The organism is Sphingobacterium shayense (assembly GCF_013179575.1).
Taxonomy (GTDB): domain Bacteria; phylum Bacteroidota; class Bacteroidia; order Sphingobacteriales; family Sphingobacteriaceae; genus Sphingobacterium; species Sphingobacterium shayense.
Map to the genome: position 1 here is coordinate 1 of NZ_JABMCQ010000075.1, position 18,681 is coordinate 18,681.

13 protein-coding genes are annotated in these 18,681 nt (G+C 42.0%); all 13 read right to left on the bottom strand.

Annotation, left to right across the window (positions count from 1 at the left end; genetic code table 11):
* Positions 1-1,263 (bottom strand): RagB/SusD family nutrient uptake outer membrane protein (locus HP439_RS10410; protein WP_172390276.1); only part of this gene is annotated, 1,263 nt, incomplete at its 3' end.
* Between the two features lie 10 nt (positions 1,264-1,273).
* Positions 1,274-4,546 carry a SusC/RagA family TonB-linked outer membrane protein gene (locus HP439_RS10415; protein WP_172390277.1) on the bottom strand — a complete coding sequence of 1,091 codons (3,273 nt, stop codon included), beginning with the start codon at positions 4,544-4,546 and terminating at the stop codon, positions 1,274-1,276.
* 207 nt (positions 4,547-4,753) lie between these two features.
* Positions 4,754-5,896, bottom strand: coding sequence for a FecR domain-containing protein (locus tag HP439_RS10420; protein WP_172390278.1), 1,143 nt, complete (start codon positions 5,894-5,896; stop codon positions 4,754-4,756).
* A gap of 76 nt (positions 5,897-5,972) precedes the next feature.
* The gene (locus HP439_RS10425) at positions 5,973-6,554 is read right to left on the bottom strand and encodes an RNA polymerase sigma factor (RefSeq protein WP_172390279.1); all 582 of its coding nucleotides are present in this window, start codon (positions 6,552-6,554) and stop codon (positions 5,973-5,975) included.
* A gap of 227 nt (positions 6,555-6,781) precedes the next feature.
* A complete protein-coding gene (rfbA, locus tag HP439_RS10430; protein WP_172390280.1) occupies positions 6,782-7,642 on the bottom strand; it encodes a glucose-1-phosphate thymidylyltransferase RfbA in 861 nt (286 codons plus the stop codon).
* A 2-nt stretch (positions 7,643-7,644) separates the two neighbouring features.
* On the bottom strand, positions 7,645-8,511 hold the full coding sequence (rfbD, locus tag HP439_RS10435) for a dTDP-4-dehydrorhamnose reductase (protein ID WP_172390281.1): 867 nt from the start codon (positions 8,509-8,511) through the stop codon (positions 7,645-7,647).
* Positions 8,512-8,530: 19 nt separating this feature from the next.
* Positions 8,531-9,106, bottom strand: coding sequence for a dTDP-4-dehydrorhamnose 3,5-epimerase (rfbC, locus tag HP439_RS10440; RefSeq protein WP_172390282.1), 576 nt, complete (start codon positions 9,104-9,106; stop codon positions 8,531-8,533).
* A gap of 56 nt (positions 9,107-9,162) precedes the next feature.
* On the bottom strand, positions 9,163-10,218 hold the full coding sequence (rfbB, locus tag HP439_RS10445; protein ID WP_172390283.1) for a dTDP-glucose 4,6-dehydratase: 1,056 nt from the start codon (positions 10,216-10,218) through the stop codon (positions 9,163-9,165).
* A 254-nt stretch (positions 10,219-10,472) separates the two neighbouring features.
* A complete protein-coding gene (locus HP439_RS19665; protein ID WP_172390284.1) occupies positions 10,473-12,488 on the bottom strand; it encodes an ATP-binding protein in 2,016 nt (671 codons plus the stop codon).
* 158 nt (positions 12,489-12,646) lie between these two features.
* Complete coding sequence (locus tag HP439_RS10455) at positions 12,647-14,833, bottom strand: DUF4838 domain-containing protein (RefSeq protein WP_172390285.1); 2,187 nt, start codon at positions 14,831-14,833, stop codon at positions 12,647-12,649.
* 26 nt (positions 14,834-14,859) lie between these two features.
* Complete coding sequence (locus HP439_RS10460) at positions 14,860-16,374, bottom strand: YaiO family outer membrane beta-barrel protein (protein WP_172390286.1); 1,515 nt, start codon at positions 16,372-16,374, stop codon at positions 14,860-14,862.
* Between the two features lie 11 nt (positions 16,375-16,385).
* Entirely contained in the window at positions 16,386-17,807 is a 1,422-nt protein-coding gene (locus tag HP439_RS10465) for a glycosyltransferase family 2 protein (protein ID WP_172390287.1), read from the bottom strand.
* Positions 17,807-18,681, bottom strand: an 875-nt coding sequence (locus HP439_RS10470; protein ID WP_216657821.1) for a HEAT repeat domain-containing protein, incomplete at its 5' end; no start/stop codon positions are given. The genes HP439_RS10465 and HP439_RS10470, both read right to left, overlap by 1 nt.

The window sequence follows — 18,681 nt, forward strand, 5'->3', positions numbered from 1 at the left end:
TTGATTAGCTTCGATTTTCGCTTCGGCATAATTTAATAACACCTCAGCATACCTAAATAATATAATGTCAATATCAGAATTTGCTGGACTATCACGATCAGCGATGTCTGCATATTTACGCCACAGATAACCCGAAAAGGTAGCGTATGCATTTGTTACATCAGTGTTTGAGACACGGGTAGCTGGTGTGGTGTTAAAATTCCAAGTCATAAGACTATCGGGATGGGTTTCAAACATATAACCAATAAACCTTGTCTGTGGCAACACAATTGTTTGAGTTAGCCGTGGATCACGGTTTTCAAATGGTTTTTTCGGATCGTACATTTCGGACTGATCGATCGGTTTGCCGTCGAGACATTCGTAAGAGTCTACCATCGATTGGACGGGAATCTTTCCCGAGAAGCCTTTGGCTAGACGTGAAAAAAATTGGTTAGATATGGCGTGTACCTGTAAACCTTGTTCATATTGGGCGCTCAAAATTATTTCTTTAGAAGTTTCACCAGCATAAGAAAACAATTCACTAAAATCGTCGTGTAAGGTATATGTGCCGAGGCTCATAACCTCTTTTGCCGCCGCTGCAGCGTCCTCCCACCTTTCATTGTACAAAGCCACCCTCGACGTTAAGGCAAGAGCCGATGCAAGGTTTACACGCCCTCTATTTGTCGCGTGGGTATCTTTAAGTAGATGTGGCTTTGCTAAATCCAACTCCGATAGAATAAAATTAGTTACTTCTTCTTTGGTCGATCGAGGTGTCTGCGATTCTTCTAAAGTCAACATGTGTGTCACAAGAGGAACCCCACCATACAATTCATTTAGATAGAAATAATAATATGCTCTAAAAAAGCGTGTCTCGGCCACAAGTTGGTTAAATTTATCTTCTGGAACTATACCCCGGATACCCTCTGCCTTATCTAATATATTATTACAGCGAGAGATTCCAGCATAGAAGTGCTTCCAAACATCACTAACAAATGTATTATCGGGATTACCAACACCCAGTGCCAGCACTTGCATATCGTTGGTATTTCTGTCCCATCCTATATCAGAGGTGTAATCTAAAACAAGAGAAAATGGTGTTCCCGAGAAAGAGTACCATAGCGCATTGTAAACACCGGTCACCGCCATCTCTAACTCCGCTTCATTTGTTATGAATGTCTCATCGGAAGGGCTGTCCAATGGATAGCGTTCCAAATATTTATCATCGCAGGATAATACCATTACCCAAGCAATATTTATTATATAGAGGAAAAATTTATTTTTCATGATTGTTGGTTTATAGCTTAACATTCAATCCTACCGTATAAACTTTCATTTGTGGATACCAAGATCCATCGCCGACAGGGCCTTCCGGGTCGTAACCTTCCCAGTAGTTGTCAAATGTAAATAGGTTTTGTCCACTCGCATAAATCCTTAAGCCTTTGATATGCTCTTTGAGTCCTTGTGAAATTGGGAGAGTATATCCGACTTGTATATTTTTTACGCGTAGATAAGAAGCATTTCTCATCCAAAAGGTCGAGTTTTGAATATTGTTAATCTCATTAAATGCTAACCGTGGAAATGCGGCGTCGGTATTATCTTGCGTCCAGCGGTCCTTATGTTGATCTTGCACCGTCCCACCTTCATAAAAGGGCATTATTCCTTGACGATAAAGATAACCCTTCGCTTTGCCGACGCCCTGCAGGAAGAGCGAAAAGTCAATATTTTTATAAGCGAGATCAATGTTGGTACTGTAGGTATAACGAGGCAGATGACTACCCATGATTATTTCATCTTGATTATCAATTTTGCCATCGCTGTTCTGATCTTTGTATTTTAAATCACCTGGTGCAACGGAACCAAACTGTTTAGCGTGACCTTCCACTTCAGCCGCATCCTTGAAGTAGCCGATTGCTTCATACCCATACAGAGAATTCATCGGGTAGCCTTCATGATTCACCTGAAGGCCCGTGCGCTGTACCCCCCGCATATCAAGGATTTTATTCTTAACGTCAGACAGATTAACTGTAACGCCGTATTTAAAGTCACCTACGGCATCGCGGTAGCTTGTCGCCACTTCCCACCCTTTGTTTTCCATTACACCGGCATTCTGATAGGGTGCTCCTAAGCCGATTGATTTCGGTATATCCAACTGGAGCAAGATATCGGTCGTCTTTCTATAGAAATAGTCGGCTGTGATATTCAACTTGGACCACAAGGTCAGATCCAGTCCCAAGTCGCTAACAGACGTCGTTTCCCATCGGATTCCTGCATTTGCCATGGTGTTCAGCGCCGCACCGGTATATATACGGTCATCGAATGTATAATTGTTATTACCAATAGAAACGAAAGCAGCAAATGGATAAAGACCAATATCTTGATTACCGAGCTTCCCCCATGATCCGCGAATTTTCATATCGCTTATTATATGCGACAACGATTCCATGAAAGGCTCCTGTGAAACCCTCCATCCGGCGGAAAAGGAAGGGAAAAAAGAAAATTTATTCTGCGTAGCAAAACGTGATGAACCATCATAACGTCCGTTTGCTTCGAATAGATATTTCTCTTTATAATTGTAATTTATGCGCCCAAAAAAGGAGCGTAACGACCAATGAGAAGCGTTACCACCGGTACGTTCATTCTCGCGATTTCCTGCGTCTATTTCTTGAAAATTAGGAAGAAGGAATACCTCCCGATAAGCGGATAACTCATTGTTCTTTTGATCTTCCTGCTGATATCCCCCCAATACCGTTAGCTGATGATGTTCTGCGATTTTCTTATCGAAGGTGATCACCGCCCGAATATTGTTGTACCAAAAATGGTCATAGCTCTCCGTCAGAGAATTTCGTGTTGGTTTTGCGTAACTCTCGGTACCATCCCAATTATAGGTCTGAATAATGTCTGAGAACTTTTTGTTATGTGTCGTCTGAAATTTTGGCGAGTAAACGAGATTTATTTTCAACCAATCCACTGGTTGATATTTTAAATCAAGATTAGCAATCGAGGAAATCGGTTGTACTTGATTTAAACCGCCGATCTTCGCTTTGGCCATTGGATTATCTCCATTCCACCCCTCGCCGTACTGCCCATTTGTAAAAATACCAGGCTGATTCGCCGGAATCCGCCGCATCCAGTGAAATATATTTGCCGTGCCAGAAGCCGGTTCCGTAAGATCGCTACGAACAAGAAAAAGATCCATCGCTGCACTCCATTTCTCACTTATCTGGAAATCCGTATTTAAGCGAAGGCTGTAGCGCTTAAAGTTAGTGTTATCGATTATACCATCTTGATCGATGTAGTTCAAAGAACCGAAAACTTTCAGGCGGTCCGTAGATGAACTAATCCCTAAATGGTGATTCTGCATAAATCCGCTAGATTTCATCGTTAGCGCTTGCCAATCGGTATCCGGATAGCGGTCGGGATCGGTCTCTCTTCCGAGGGTATATTCTTCTATCACCGCATCGGTATATAAAGGATCCCTCCCCGTGTTCGTATAGGCTTCGTTTATAAGCGTCATATGCTCCAATCCATCAACTAGGTCCGTGTAGTCTGTTGGCATTTGCCAACCACCATAGGTGCTATAGTCGATGTGTACTCCTGGTGCCTTGGCACGTTTGGTCGTGACTAGTATCACTCCTCCTGCAGCACGCGAACCATAAATAGCCGCGGAAGATGCATCTTTAAGAACAGAAACGCTTTCAATATCACTGGGATCGACATTGTTAATACTAGCTTCTACACCGTCAACAAGTACCAGCGGCCCCATCCCGCTTCCTAAAGTCCCAACCCCACGGATTAATAGGTTGCCGGCATCACGTCCAGGCTGCCCGGATTGCTGACGGACTGTCAATCCCGGGACTAAGCCTTGCAGTGCGGCTGAGGCTTGACCGACCGGTTTTCTTGCGATCTCTTCTCCCTGTATAGCAGAAACTGAGCCTGTTAGGTTTACCTTTTTCTGTACACCGTATCCAACGACAACCACTTCAGAGAGTTCATCACTACTCATGGTTAAAATCACGTTTACTTCAGATCGCCCCGCTACTACTTCCTCTCGCGAGAGGAAGCCAACGAAGCTAAAAATCAAGGTACTAGTCGGAGGAACTTCGATCGAATAGTTCCCATTTTCATCCGTCAGAGTACCAGCACTTGTTCCTTTTACCAGAATGCTGACACCTGTTAGTGCTTCTCCTGATTGATTTTTTACTGAACCTTGAACACGCTGCTGGCTCGGAGCAACCCGCAGGCGTGTTCCATTTTTCGCTGGTTTGGGACGAATAATAACCGTCTTTTCATCGAGGGCATAGGCAAGTGCCGGTTGCTTCTCGAATATCGACGTGAGCACTTCCCCTAGGTCCCCCTTTTTAATTTGAAAATTAACAGGAACAGCGTATTTATTGAGTAATTTGGGATTATACAAAAGGTCACAAGAAGTTTGCTTTTTGATCTCCTTTAGCACCCGCTCCAACGACATACCTTTGGCATCTAAAGTCAGACGTTGACCCTTTAAATCATAGGCTTGTAGCTGAATCACTAACACAAAAAATGCAATTGCTAGGAATTGTATCCTCATAATAATCCCGTTTCGTATAAATAAGGATGCATATCGCCTGAACAGGCGCATCCCTATGTTATGATAATAATCCATATATTTGAATCTATTTTTGGGTAAATAATTAAGTTAAAATGTAGTAGTTTCGACTTGGTTGATGACACTCAAAGATTAATTCCGGGTTCCGTCGCAATCGGAATCCGGTTTTTTTTGGTCATCGTTACTCTGTCAGCGTGTAACCATAACCCTCCTTCCTTTGATTTCAAAGTGTACACTTTCGGTTAATGATATTTTTCGCAACACATCTATTATATTGTCAGACTTCGATAACGATCCGGTAAACGATATACCCTGAATATCGTCGACATAGTCAATTTGTACATCATACCAACGAGCCAACTGGAGCATTACTGTTTCAAGAGGGCTGTTATCATAGATAAATTTACCATCCTTCCATGAGGCAAAGTGTGACGCATCTACCCTCTTTTTTTCAAACGTTAGACCATCGGCAACAATCTGTTCGTTGGGGTGTAACAATATTTGTTCTAAGTTATTATTACCTTGCTCACTTATGCTTACCAACACCGCGCCTTCAAGCAATGTCGTGGTCATTTTGGAATCCTCAGGATAGGCATTAATGTTAAATTTTGTCCCTTTGACGGTTGTCTGCTGATTTTTTGAACTTACGACGAACGGTCTTGTTGGATCCGATTCCACCTCAAAAAAACCTTCTCCAGAAAGTTCAACTCCGCGGCGGGTTTCCGAAAAAACTACAGGAAAACGGATCGTTGAAGCAGCATTCAGCCATACCCTGGAATCATCCGGTAATAAAATGGAATACTGCTTACCCCTCGGCGTAGTGATCGTATTGAATGTTCCCTGCGTTTTTGGCGGATAACTGCTATCTGTTTGGTATGTTACTGTACCGTCTTGCTGTTTAGTTATGATAACCCCCTGTTGCGATAATCTCTGCCCCACTTGCAGGCTATCTAATTTAACAATGCTCCCGTCTGCAAGTGTTAAGATTGCTTGATCAACAGGTTCTGCTAGCCAAGCAGATGCATGGGGTAGATTGGTTTTCTTTGCGTTTTGTTCAGTATCGAGGTATATGCCCAAACCAAGAAGTATCACAAGACAGGCAGCGGCATAAGCAATCTTTTTAAATCCAATAATTTTCGGCTTTTTGGTTGAAGCATTAAGATCGCGCCACACTTCACCTAAATGCTTCTGCGCAAGGTCTGTATCGAAATTCTCTACAGGATCACCCGATTGATTATACCACTTCTCAACCAGCCGTGCCTCCTCTTCGTTGCACTGCCCGTTCAGGTAACGATCTAATATCTCTTTCGCGATTTTATATGACTCCTTCAATATCTTCTCTTTTAGTATAATGTGGTCTAAAAGTAAGACAAGCGAACACAGTGTAGGGGGGTAAAAAAAATAAAAATTAAATTCCTGTCAAAAGAATTGATAAAATAACGACGCCTAGACGAAGACGTAGTATGCGAAGAGCGCCTTTGATATGACTACGAACACTTTGCTCGGTTATATGAAGATATAATGCTATTTCTTTATGTGACAATCCCTCTTTTCGGCTAAGTTCAAATACTTGCTTCATCTTGGGTGGAAGCGATGCTATTTCGGTTTCAATCAATTCCGTCAATATTTTTTCCCGCACCAGGTAGTCGGTTCCGGATTGAAAGTTTATTAAGAAAGTAGAAAAAGAAGAAATGTATTCTTGATAACGATGATCCTTTAACTTGATGTTAATGACGCGATTTCGAACCGACTGAAATAGATAAGATGCCAGCGCGCCTGATATATGAAGATCGGCACGGTTGTTCCAAAGATTCATAAAGATGTCGTGTACAATATCCTTAGCACCGTCCTGACTTTTGAGCTGTTTAGCGGCATGGCTATACAGGACACCGCTATATCGAAGATAGATTGCCTCAAAAGCCTCAGAATCTCCAGCCCGCATTCTCTGCAGCAACGTATGTTCGTCTATAATTGGATCTCCGGTGGCCATGAAAAGCTAATTTTGAAGTTAAATTACATATTATTTAGGACTTAAAATATTTTGTAAAAATATTTACATTATGTTAATATAGATGTAACATAAAAAGCGTCTTTGAGATGGACGCTAAGACAATGCTGCATCAAAAATGATCATAACGCTGAAAATTGCCTCGCTTTACGTACGCCTACAGCCTGATACATTTTTCGGTCCTCAGAGCGGGACCGGAATAGGACTCCTTATTGAACCAAACGGCGTAGATAATCACCATATCCGCTTTTTACAAGCGTATCTGCTATCGCCAGCAATTGTTTCTTATCGATATAGCCCATGCGATAGGCGACCTCTTCAATGGCACCAATTTTCATACCCTGACGCTCCTCGATTACCTGGACAAACTGGCCTGCCTGCATTAACGATTGAATTGTTCCTGTATCAAGCCAAGCCGTCCCTCGATTAAAGATCGCTACTTTCAAAGCCCCGCGTTTTAAATATTCTTTGTTCACGTCAGTTATCTCCAGTTCGCCACGAGCGGAAGGTTTTACAGCTTTAGCTATTGCAACCACGTCATTATCATAAAAATACAAACCAGGAACTGCATAATTGGATTTAGGACTCTGTGGCTTCTCCTCAATAGAAATTACGTTATTGTTCTCATCGAATTCAACTACTCCGTAACGTTCTGGGTCCTGCACCTGGTAAGCAAAGATACAACCTCCATCGATCTGCGCACACGACTGCAGTAATACCGAAAGTCCCGATCCGTAGAAAATATTATCACCTAATATCAATGCGACTTTATCCGATCCAATAAAATCTTCGGCTAAGATAAATGCTTGCGCTAGACCGTCAGGTGAGGGCTGCACTTTATAGGAAAAGGAACACCCTATTCGTGAACCGTCTCCTAGTAGTCTTTGGAAGTTAGGCAAATCCTGCGGAGTGGAAATGATCATAATGTCTTTTATACCCGCAAGCATGAGTGTGGAGAGCGGATAATAGATCATAGGCTTGTCGTAAACCGGCATCATCTGTTTGGAAACAGCTAAAGTCAGTGGGTACAATCTCGTTCCGGATCCTCCGGCTAATATTATTCCTTTCATGTTTAACGTATTTGGATATTGGTGTCGAAACTGCTTAAACAAACTTTCAGACTATCGCGCCAATTAGGCACCGCAACACCTCTGGCGCGTATCTTAGCAGTATCTAATACAGAGTAGGCAGGGCGCTTGGCCGCCGTCGGATACTCCGAAGTCGTGATAGGTTTCACTGCACAAGCAAACTCTTTTATCTCCTTAATAGCGCTAGCAAAATCGTACCAGGAGATCTCACCTTGGTTGCTATAATTGAATATACCGTTCTCCCAGTTGGGTTGATTGATAAGCTGGATAATCGCTGCGGCAAGGTCTCCTGCATAGGTTGGCGAGCCGATTTGATCCGCAACCACGGAAATCTCATCGCGCTCAGAAAGAAGACGTAACATGGTATTTACGAAGTTGTTCCCTGTTTCTGAGTAGACCCAAGAGGTGCGAATAATCATATATTCGGGAGCCCATTTCTGAACCGCGTATTCACCGAGAAGTTTCGTTTTACCGTAAATATTTATCGGGTTTACATCTGCGTGCTCTGACTGCGGCTGCACGGCGGTGCCATCGAATACGTAATCGGTGGATACCATGACCAACCGGGCGCCATGTAGGCGGCAATACTGAGCGATCTCTTCACAGGCGAGATGGTTGACCTGATCAGCGAGAGTAACCTCAGACTCAGCTTTATCTACAGCCGTATAAGCGGCAGCATGAATAATAAGATCGGGCTGATACATCCCCAGCACATCCTGCAGAATGGCAGTATGCTCCAAAGGCATCTCCTTCCTAGAAAGAAAAAATGATTGCACATCATCACGCTGTTCCAGTATTGTTCTAAGAGCTGTGCCTAATTGTCCATTTGCTCCTGTAACCAGTATCTTCATATTTTCTGCCGGTGTTGTTTTATTTATTTTTTAATTGAACGTTTAATTGTCCGGGAAAAACCTCTTTAAAAGACGGCAATAATTGATCTTTATCGGAAATGATCAACTCATCATGCGCCAATCGCCAGTCAATTCCTAATGCAGGATCATCAAATTTAACTCCGCATTCTGATTCTTTGTTATAAAAGTTATCACACTTGTAGAAAAAAGTAGCGGATTCGCTCAGTACGACGAAGCCGTGCAAAAAGCCGCGCGGTATGAAAACCTGCAAGTTATTCTCTGCACTGATTTCAATGGTTTCATGCTGACCAAAAGTGGGGGAATCGGCGCGTGCATCAACCACTACATCAAGCACCGTCCCCTGCAAGACGCGTACAAGTTTTGCCTGCGAATGCTCACCCGCTTGGGCATGTAAACCACGGAGCACCCCTTTGGTCGAAAAGGATTGATTGTCTTGCAAGAAATCTACTTGCTCCCCTGTCAATTCAGTAAACTTACGAGAATTAAAGCTTTCAAAAAAATACCCTCTGGAATCACCGATTTTCGTAGGTTCAAGTATATAACAGCCCTTCAGCTTGGTTTGTGTTATTTTCATTTCTAATATTTGTACTGCCCTTGCAAAATGTTTCCTTCAGCAAGCAGCTTAGCATGTTACTTTTTATATTGAATTTGATAATATTTCTGGTACTCACCAGAGGTCACGCGCTCTAACCACTCTTTGTTATTTAAAAACCAATCGATGGTCTGCGCCAAACCTTCTTCAAAACTTACTGAAGGAGAGTACCCTAACTCTTTTTGTACCTTGCTTGCATCTATAGCATATCGCAAATCGTGTCCGGGTCTATCCTTAACAAAAGTAATAAGTTTCTGCGATGTCCCGGGTTCGCGGCCTAATTTTTCATCCATCTGACGGCAGAGCTCGATTACCAGCTGAATGTTTTGCCATTCATTAAAGCCTCCAATATTATAGGCCTCTCCATTTTTTCCATTATGATATACAAGATCTATTGCCTTAGCATGATCAATTACATATAACCAGTCACGGGTATATTTCCCATCTCCGTAGATGGGAAGTGGTTTGTTATGAATAATATTATTAATGCAAAGCGGGATAAGTTTTTCCGGGAAGTGGTTCGGCCCGTAATTATTCGAGCAATTAGTTACTACTATCGGCAAGCCGTATGTATCGTGATAAGCTCGAACAAAATGATCAGAGGAGGCCTTTGAAGCTGAATATGGAGAATGAGGGTCATATGCGGTATCCTCGGTAAATAATCCGATTTCACCAAGCGTACCGTACACCTCGTCGGTTGAGACATGATGAAAACGCTTACCTGTATAATTATTCTGCCAAACCTCCTTGGCCGCATTGAGTAAATTTACCGTGCCAATCACGTTCGTCATCACGAAAGTTAGCGGACTATCAATAGACCGGTCGACATGTGATTCCGCCGCTAGGTGAATAACACCATCGGGCTCATAGGTACGAAATATCCTTAATACATCAGCTGCATCGGTTATATCCGCTTTCACGAACGTATAATTGTTAGCATCTTGTACATCTTTCAGATTCTCCAAATTACCCGCGTAAGTCAATGCATCAAGATTGATAATTTGATAATGGGGGTATTTACGTACGAACTCTCGCACAACATGAGATCCAATAAAACCGGCTCCTCCGGTGACTAGTATTACCTTTGTATCCATAAGTCTAGTTTGCTCAGAAAATAATCTGTTTGATAGTCTGATTATTTTCTGAAAACAAATATAGGCAAAAGGATCATCTATACGGACAGGGTTAATACAGGGAATCTGCCAACCTGATAGCGTTAGAATCCTTGCTCCATAGCTATGTAACTGTTGGTGGTCGTTAGCCCCTAAATTTTCATAAGCAGAGACTAGGCAGCTTTTTACCATTAAATTTCATCGCTGGAATTCCGATCGCAATCTAATGAATCCTATTAATCTGCATTTGATGCTTTTACGATATTGTCAACAAGGCCATCTTCTGATAACGGCTTTTGTAATACGGCATCAAAATCGTTTTGAACTTGGTTCCTACGGGTTTTCAACAATTCCAGTTCTGCGGTGGCCGCCAACACCTTAATATGCGCTAAATGAGGAGTATTTTTGATTTCCTCAAGTAATTTCCACCCATCAAAATCGGGCATTTCGATGTCTGTTATAACAATATCAACTTCATTATTCATTATGTAGTTTAAACCTTCTAGGCTGCTATCGAACAGACGAACATGGGGCAGGCCGCTCAAGAACTGCTCTATTAGAAAGAGGTTTATCTTGTTATCGTCAATTATTACAATACGCGTTTCACGAGGAATGTTCTTGGCCCGCGGCTCTTGATGAACTACTTCAGCAACTTCCGCCGGACATTCAAATTTAAAAACGGATCCCTTGTCCACCGTCGATTTCACGCTAATGTTACCTTTCAATAGATTCGCTAGTACCTGACTAATATGTAGGCCTAAACCAAATCCTTTAGCTTTGTTTTTCGGATCCACTACGTAGTATTTTCTGAAAACAAGCCCGAGCTTCTCTCGTGGAATGCCCATTCCTGTATCGCTGACTTTGACTATAATTGTTGTTACACCATCTTTTTCCATAAGCCGGGAAGAAAGCCGAATTGTTCCTTGCCTAGTATATTTGATCGCATTTGACAATAAATTGGAAACAATCTGTTTGAAACAAAAAGCATTACTATTAATCATTAAAGAAGGATCGATTTGATTCTCATTAATAAAATGTAGAGCTTTCACGTTTAAAGGATACTGGTGCAGCATAATAATATCCTCTATAATCCGGTGTGGACAGATGTACTCAAGATCAATCTCTTGCCCCTGAGTTTCGAGCTTGCTAAGATTCAAAATATCGACGACCGTATTATTGATGACATGGGTGTCATACAGAACCTCATCGATAAGATTACGATCCAATCCATTCGTGCGCCCCACACCTTTCAATCGGTCGATCACGCCGATTAAACTATTTAAAGGAGTACGAACCTCATGGCTAATATTCGCTAGAATACTTGACTTTTCTTCAGCTATCCGGGAGGCATAGTCGCGTTCCTGCTCAAGACTTTGCTCGTAGCGCGCAACGGTTCGTTGATAATATACCAGAAACATTATCATAATGAAAATTATCCCTAGGCTTAAAAGCAGTTGATTCTTAAATATTCGGGTGTTTTTTTTATAGAGAGAGAAATCTTGCTGCTCAGCCTCCCGGATTTTGTTGAGCTCGTTCCGTTCCAAATTTTCTATCCTGGACTTTAGATTCTCCAATAGCGAAAAGTTTGCATCGATAAGTTTACGTTCTTTGATACGTAATAATTCAAAAGAATTCTTAAGTCCATCGAGGTTGCGACGATATATCTTATCGTTTGTCGTTACCAAACGATCTATATGACGTTGTACTAAATCTATTTGATTAATATTAAGAATTGCATCCGAGTTGTTATACACCAACGTATCATTTTTATTGTTGAAAATGCGTTGGATTAATCGTTTCTTCTTAACCACAATAGTATCCTGATGGAGCATTTTCTGGTGAAGCGTATCATTTAGAATACGATTAATAATAGAGTCCGATTTAATCACGGTTGGCGCCGTAATAGACAACGTTTGCCGCTCATTTAGCGGTTGCAACGTGTCTTGCGCGAAAAGTATAATTTCGTCTACTTGCCTCCTAAGCTGAGCAAATTCTAACGCTGCTGCGCTATCGATCACCAGGTCCACCTCGACGGTATTGGCGCGTTTCAGGAATGACTCATTTCGCACAGAATCAATAACGAGCTTAAGAGTATCCAATTTTGAACGGTAATTTTTAAATTCCTGGGGACTGTAATTTAAAGTATACAACCTAAATAAGTTATCGGCTTCACTAAATACAGAAAACAATTGGTATAGCCGGGGAGCTTTCAAAGTGACGGACGCATAAGCATTGGTCAATCTATTCTCCACTTTTTTATATTGATTATATTGAAAGAAAAACGTTCCAATGAGTATGGCGAATGAAATAACCAAACAGATTATCAAGATTTTCCTTATTGCAGTTGTTGTCTTAATGGGCACGATAATTTTCGTTTAGTTGGTAAATAATGGTTCCCTATGGAGGCGATTTAGTCCACCCATATTTCATCGATTGCGATACTTGGTGTCTTACTCTTATGGTAGCGCCACTCGGGTAGTTCACCGAACGGTTCGCCATATACTTTGATCGCTTTAACATGTTCCTCATTAATATCAACGGAAAATCCGACCTTCTCTCGCGAATAATCCTCAGACGGACTCTCGAGTTCACGTATAAATTTCTCATGGAACGTATTTCCATCTTCCGACACATAAATTTTAACCGTTTTAGGCAAAAAAATCCAATGGCGAGCATCCTGTAGGAATGTAACTTCAATTTTTTTAACTACAACTGGCTTATCAAAGCTAAGTGTTGCTTCACAAATATTTTTATTGAATAGCAACCAGTTATAGCTATAGTCCAGATAACCGGGCGTACCATCATTTAGCGTACTCTCTTTATTGGCAGGATAGTCCTCAACAAATGGAAAAGTAAGCTTAATGTTGCCTTTTGTGGCCTTATTTTTACGCACACCAGCATCAAGAATAGCCTTCCACTCTTGTAGATAACCCTTTAGGTCCCCGTTTGACTCAGCAACCTCCGTTACACCTGATGAAGCCGCGTGCTCGGCAAAGCGCGATATCTTCTCTAAAACCAACGGACGAGCGTGCCAACTACCGTCGGCTTGTAACTGAAATATACCATGTCGTTGTAACCCATAAGTACGTGCCTGCTGAAGAAAAACATATTCAAGGCTCATCCGTAATCGGCGAATTCGATCCGTTCGCAAACTATCCTCTTCAACAGCTGCCTCTGCTTTATCAAGTATACTACTATAGCTGTCCATGTACTTTGGCGACAGATAATCTGCCCGATTATCAATGGGATTCGCGTAGATATCTAGGCTCACTTGTTGCTCCCTAATATTTTTCGTCATCGCCTGCATGTATTGTAAAACAAAGGTTGACGCAGAACCGTAATATCCAGTTACAAACTCGTTTGTTAGCCGTGTTTCATCCAGTGAAGGATCCCATAACAGTTTCGCCAACAAATAGGCTTTCAGCTCTGCCATATCGCTATATGTGGCACCACTACCTTGTGCGAAGACTCCCTGAACACCTTGCTCATGGTAATAAAGCAAATTCTTTTGAAGCGTTCCCCATTGTGCGAACGGTGCTAGATAGTTTGTAAACTGGGTATAGTAATCCCAAATAAAGAGGTGATCCGTTCGGTCGTTCCAGCGTTTCAGCTGAGAGCGGAATGTCGCTGATGATGGATCCTGAGCTATCGGAAGACTTCGTTTCGAATCGATAGTACTCAGCATCACATACACGTTCGGCTCCGTTTTCAAGTTCAACGGCGGATTAGCACTATAGGTATACGCCAGAGTGGTAAAATTATTTTCGGGAAAATCCTTAGCTATAGCATTAATAAACTTGATCAGCGATCCTTGTGGTCCGCCCTCTTCCTTGTCGGTTTGTGTACAACGGTCACATTGACAATGCCCAATATCATCGTTGGGACTAATTGACCAATATTTCGCCGTTGGGTTCGCCTCAATTAATTGTCGAAGTTTATCCTTAACCAGGTGGAGTACCTCAGGGCTGGAAAGACATAGTTGGTTGGGCCTACGTTTTCCTTGAAAATAAGCAAAATACTCGGGGTGATAGCCAAAGTATTCTTTGGCTGGAAGGAGTTTATCAAACGTATGACCCCATAATCCCCATAGATTCTCTAAATTATGCAGACCATGCCAATCGAGATACTCTTGATCAGCTTCGATAGGGAAATAAACCTCACGGAACAGAAATGCTGGTGCACTTTGCAGTTTATATCCCGCTGGCACAGATACGTCGTTCAGCTTAGGGACGAAGGTATTTTCAGCGCCCATATACCATTTTCGTGCACCAATACGATCCTCGATAAATCGGTATACGCCAAACAAAACTCCCCGGCCCTGCCCGTGGAAATAAAGATCTTCACCCTCGCGCTGAATATGATAGCTTTCCTCGGCATCTCGTCGTAAGCTAGCCTCAACGACGATATGTTTAACACCCACCTGTCGGCTCTGGACAATTGGGATGTGGCATCCAGTCGCTCGATGTAAATAAGTTTGTAGGACCTCTGCCGCTTGAGTGCTTATAGGATCGGCTTTCTCCACAACTAAAACGTAGTTGCTTTTCCCGTGTTTAACAATGTCTAATTGTTGCGAGAAACCATTAATCGATATTGCCATGAATAGGAGCATTAAAATCCGCATACTTAAAAATAACGTTTTATAGACAGACTTAAATTATATTGATTCAAATAGTCAGAATCATTAATCTTGTACATCCCCCAAGAACCATTCGTCGCCAATACATATTTATTCACGCGATGTTGTAGCCCCATGGTGAGACTATACGACTTAAAAACCGAGGGATTATTATAAAACTGGTAGCGGTCTCGATCATCGGGCGAGGTACCGATATTTCCGATTATAGTAAAATACGTCTCTGGTTTACTTTCGTTATAATAATGTCGCCATGTCAGAGAAAAAGCCTTTTCTAGGCGCTGTGTGTCGTACGTCCAAAAAGAACGTAGGTAAAAAAGGTTGTTCGATATGAACTTCCCAACCGACAGTACACCTGTAAAGTTTCCATCACCTATTTGAGGTACCATATATCGTGCCCCGGCATCTACAAGCCAGCCTGGAAATTCCTTATATAGCGTGTAGGCAAGTCGCCATCGTGTAAAGGCGGCGGCATTTGAATAGGCAGCACTCGCGTAGCTGTACAGTGTCGAATTGTGTGTCATCCAGCTATCAAGTTGATATTGAAACCCGTCGCCGTTGCGTAGATCTGCCCAGCTGCTTTGTCCAATAAGCGTCCAAGAAGGTTTCACTTTATAACCTAAAGCCATTGTGGTCATCAAGAATGTCTGTTGTGGCCGGTCATAAGTAATTATATTTTGTTCCAACTGAGCATAATATTTATAGTCAATATTATCCTGATAAAATGCCCTTTGCTTCTTATAGCTTTGATTCGCGAAATCGATAGCGACGAGTGAATCCATTACCGTGCTTGCTAGGCGGTAATCTTTCCTACTCTCTACCAAAAATGCTTTGTGGCGTAGATTTTTCTCCATGTTAATTCGCCGTTTTAGCAAGGAATCGACAGAAACTTCTGCCAACTGAAATTGCTTGCTCTGGATCAACATATCTGCTCTAATCTGCTCGTCATCACTATGTTCGCCCGCATTAACGATCAACGAATCCAGCAGTACAATCGCTTCTACATACCTAGCCTGAGCACGTAGCTCATCCACCTTCTCCCTTCTCACCGAATCGTTATGCGCCTTTTCGTGTGCATCGATAATGACTGCCAATTCCCGAAAGGCGGGAGTACGCACCAATGAGTCCGGCATACTTTCCACCAATAGGGTTATTGACTGGAATTTAGCCTGTTTGTTTAAAGACGATAACAATCCAAAAAACGCGTCGGTATAATCTGGAGTTTGCAGAAGTACCTGACGGAAATATCCTTCAGCTCTCTGGGGTTGGTCTGATTTCAATAATGAGGATGCCAAGATGTAGGTAAAATCAACATAATCGGGGTACTTGGACAAAACGGCATGGGATAAATCGATGGATCGCTTGACATCTCCGTTTTTAAGATAGCGGAGGCCGGTATACACCAAACTATCCGGGTTATATGCTCTTCCTTCCCAATTCACCTGAGCCCCAACAAATCCGTTAAACCCCAAGATAAACACAATAAATACCGAAATTCTAATCATTACCTTTACCATTAAGCCATTATTTTCTTTTTCGCCGTCCCTTTTCTAGGCATCGCCCCCCAAGCGTGCTTCTTTCCCCTTATCTCCTGCCAATATCCTTTCAAACTACAATACACGATGATAGGGTGGTAGAAAAACGGTTCTATCCAAGCCATTAAACAAAGCTTAAACACTTCCCCCCAACTATCGTAATACTTGTAGATCATATGATCTAGTAAAATAGAATAAGTCGTCATAAAAACGGAAAAGCTGTATACCATTACCAAAACCAGAAGTGCCATTTCCATATTGATCAAGCCCACGCTGTACATAAAAATGATAAATATCAGACCTAGTAACTCCATGACAGGCGCCAGTAGTTCGAACAGCAGGTTGTACGGCATAACAAGTAAGCCCAACCTTTTATATTTGGCATTAAATAGAACATCCCTGTGTAGCCGCATTATCTGAGAAAGGCCGCGTGCCCAGCGTACCCGTTGACGTGCAAAAGTTCGCAATGAGTCAGGACCTTCCGTCCAGCATAATGTTTTAGGAATGTATTTTACCGAATATTTTAAATCATTTTCGCAGGCATATTTACACATGCGGATAAGGATTTCCATATCTTCACCGAGCGAATTTTTATCATATCCACCCGAACCAATCAATATTTCTTTGTCGAATAACCCAAGCCCTCCTGAGACGTTCGAAAGCGCATTGAACTGGCTCCATCCCATTTTTCCAAGTAAGTAGGCTCTCACATATTCCATCTCTTGCAGCCGCACAAGAATATTCGTGGGAAGTTTAATAGTTTCGATCTTTCCCGCTTCTACGACGCAGGAATTTGACATACGCAAAGTCGCTCCGACAGCGAGAACTCTGTCTTCAGATGACAAAATCGGCTCAACCAAATCAACCAAAGTGTCTGCCGATAGCACAGAATCAACATCGGTGTTTAAGATATATGGAAACACGGCTATATTTAAGCCTGCATTCACCGCGTCTGCTTTACAGCCACCGTTTACCTTATGAATGATAGTGAGCCGCTGAAATGACCTGCTCCGGGAACGAAAAACCTTTAGAATCGGCGCACAGGGAACTTTATATTGCACATAATAATCCGAAACTTCGACCAAGTTAAACTCGCTGATCAATTTATCTAAGGTATCGTCGGTGCTACCATCATCGACAACGATAATTTCAAACCTACTATAATACAAGGTAAGTAAGGAACGTACATTATCAATGATCGTTACAGATTCGTTAAACGCCGCAGCAATCACGCTTATTCCCGGGGCAAGCTGCGATTGTGACAACTTGTTCTGGTCCCAGTTTTTTGTCCGTCTAACGTATTTTACAATAGCAGCCATTGCACAGATAAACAAGGCAAAGTAGATGATGAATAAAAGAAAAGAGTAGCTTCCAAAAAGGTACTCTATAAATTGAATTACCATTAAATGTACTTGATTAGGGGTTGTTCTATAAAGCGCTTAATTTTATCGGATTCCAGAGGTATTTCCTCGAGCGAAGGCAGTGATAAATGAGAGTATCTCCTTTCCAGGTGCAACAGCGATTTGTAAGCGTGCATACGCATTAGGATGGAGTAGGATTCACTTTTAAATATGAAAGACAAGAAGGATAAAGACTTGCCAGAAGAGATGCGGCCAAGAGCTTTTAAAATTTCTAGCTTTACAACTTGACTACGATATGAAAACAGTGCTATCAGGTGTTGTTCGAAGTCTCTATACAACAACTTCCCAATCGAATTTATTATTCTAGCGCTGAGCTTATCGCTACCATTTTCAAGTAACGCAAGCAAGATCTCTTTGGGAGGAAGTTCCTGTTTGTAAGTCATAATGTGTAAGATTAGAATGTTTTTGTTGTCGGTATTATCAGTCGAAAGGTAAGAATGGAATAGCTGTAGGGACAGTCCGTTCAAGCTCCGAATGGTTTCATAAAGTTCGATAACTTGTAAATCTGAAATTTCGTCCATTGTATGAAACAGTTGTGGTAGCGCAGCAGTTCCCTGTACACGAATCAAATGTTCGCGCACAGCTTTTACTACTCGCTCGTTACTACTTTGCAGCAATTTATCGACAATATCTTCTGGAAGCGGTTCGTTTAATAATGAAAAGTTATCGATAACGTTTATCGTTTTTCTTGGCACCGGGCTATCTCTTTTAAGTAAATTAGTCGCCAAATGCTGCAAATGATTCACCTTTATGATATTCACGATCTGCGCACGATAATCCCCTTTAAAAAGCTCATAATAACTTAACAGCAGCCTTCTAACGGCTCGCATCTGGTAATTGTTTGAAATCGAAACTC

Bases quoted from the DNA above. Each gene is read 5' to 3' on its own strand.
- HP439_RS10415 (WP_172390277.1), bottom strand. From the start codon at position 4,546: ATGAGGATACAATTCCTAGCAATTGCATTTTTTGTGTTAGTGATTCAG.
- HP439_RS10425 (WP_172390279.1), bottom strand. From the start codon at position 6,554: ATGGCCACCGGAGATCCAATTATAGACGAACATACGTTGCTGCAGAGA.
- rfbA (WP_172390280.1), bottom strand. From the start codon at position 7,642: ATGAAAGGAATAATATTAGCCGGAGGATCCGGAACGAGATTGTACCCA.
- rfbD (WP_172390281.1), bottom strand. From the start codon at position 8,511: ATGAAGATACTGGTTACAGGAGCAAATGGACAATTAGGCACAGCTCTT.
- rfbC (WP_172390282.1), bottom strand. From the start codon at position 9,106: ATGAAAATAACACAAACCAAGCTGAAGGGCTGTTATATACTTGAACCT.
- rfbB (WP_172390283.1), bottom strand. From the start codon at position 10,218: ATGGATACAAAGGTAATACTAGTCACCGGAGGAGCCGGTTTTATTGGA.
- HP439_RS10455 (WP_172390285.1), bottom strand. From the start codon at position 14,833: ATGGCAATATCGATTAATGGTTTCTCGCAACAATTAGACATTGTTAAA.
- HP439_RS10460 (WP_172390286.1), bottom strand. From the start codon at position 16,374: ATGATTAGAATTTCGGTATTTATTGTGTTTATCTTGGGGTTTAACGGA.
- HP439_RS10465 (WP_172390287.1), bottom strand. From the start codon at position 17,807: ATGGTAATTCAATTTATAGAGTACCTTTTTGGAAGCTACTCTTTTCTT.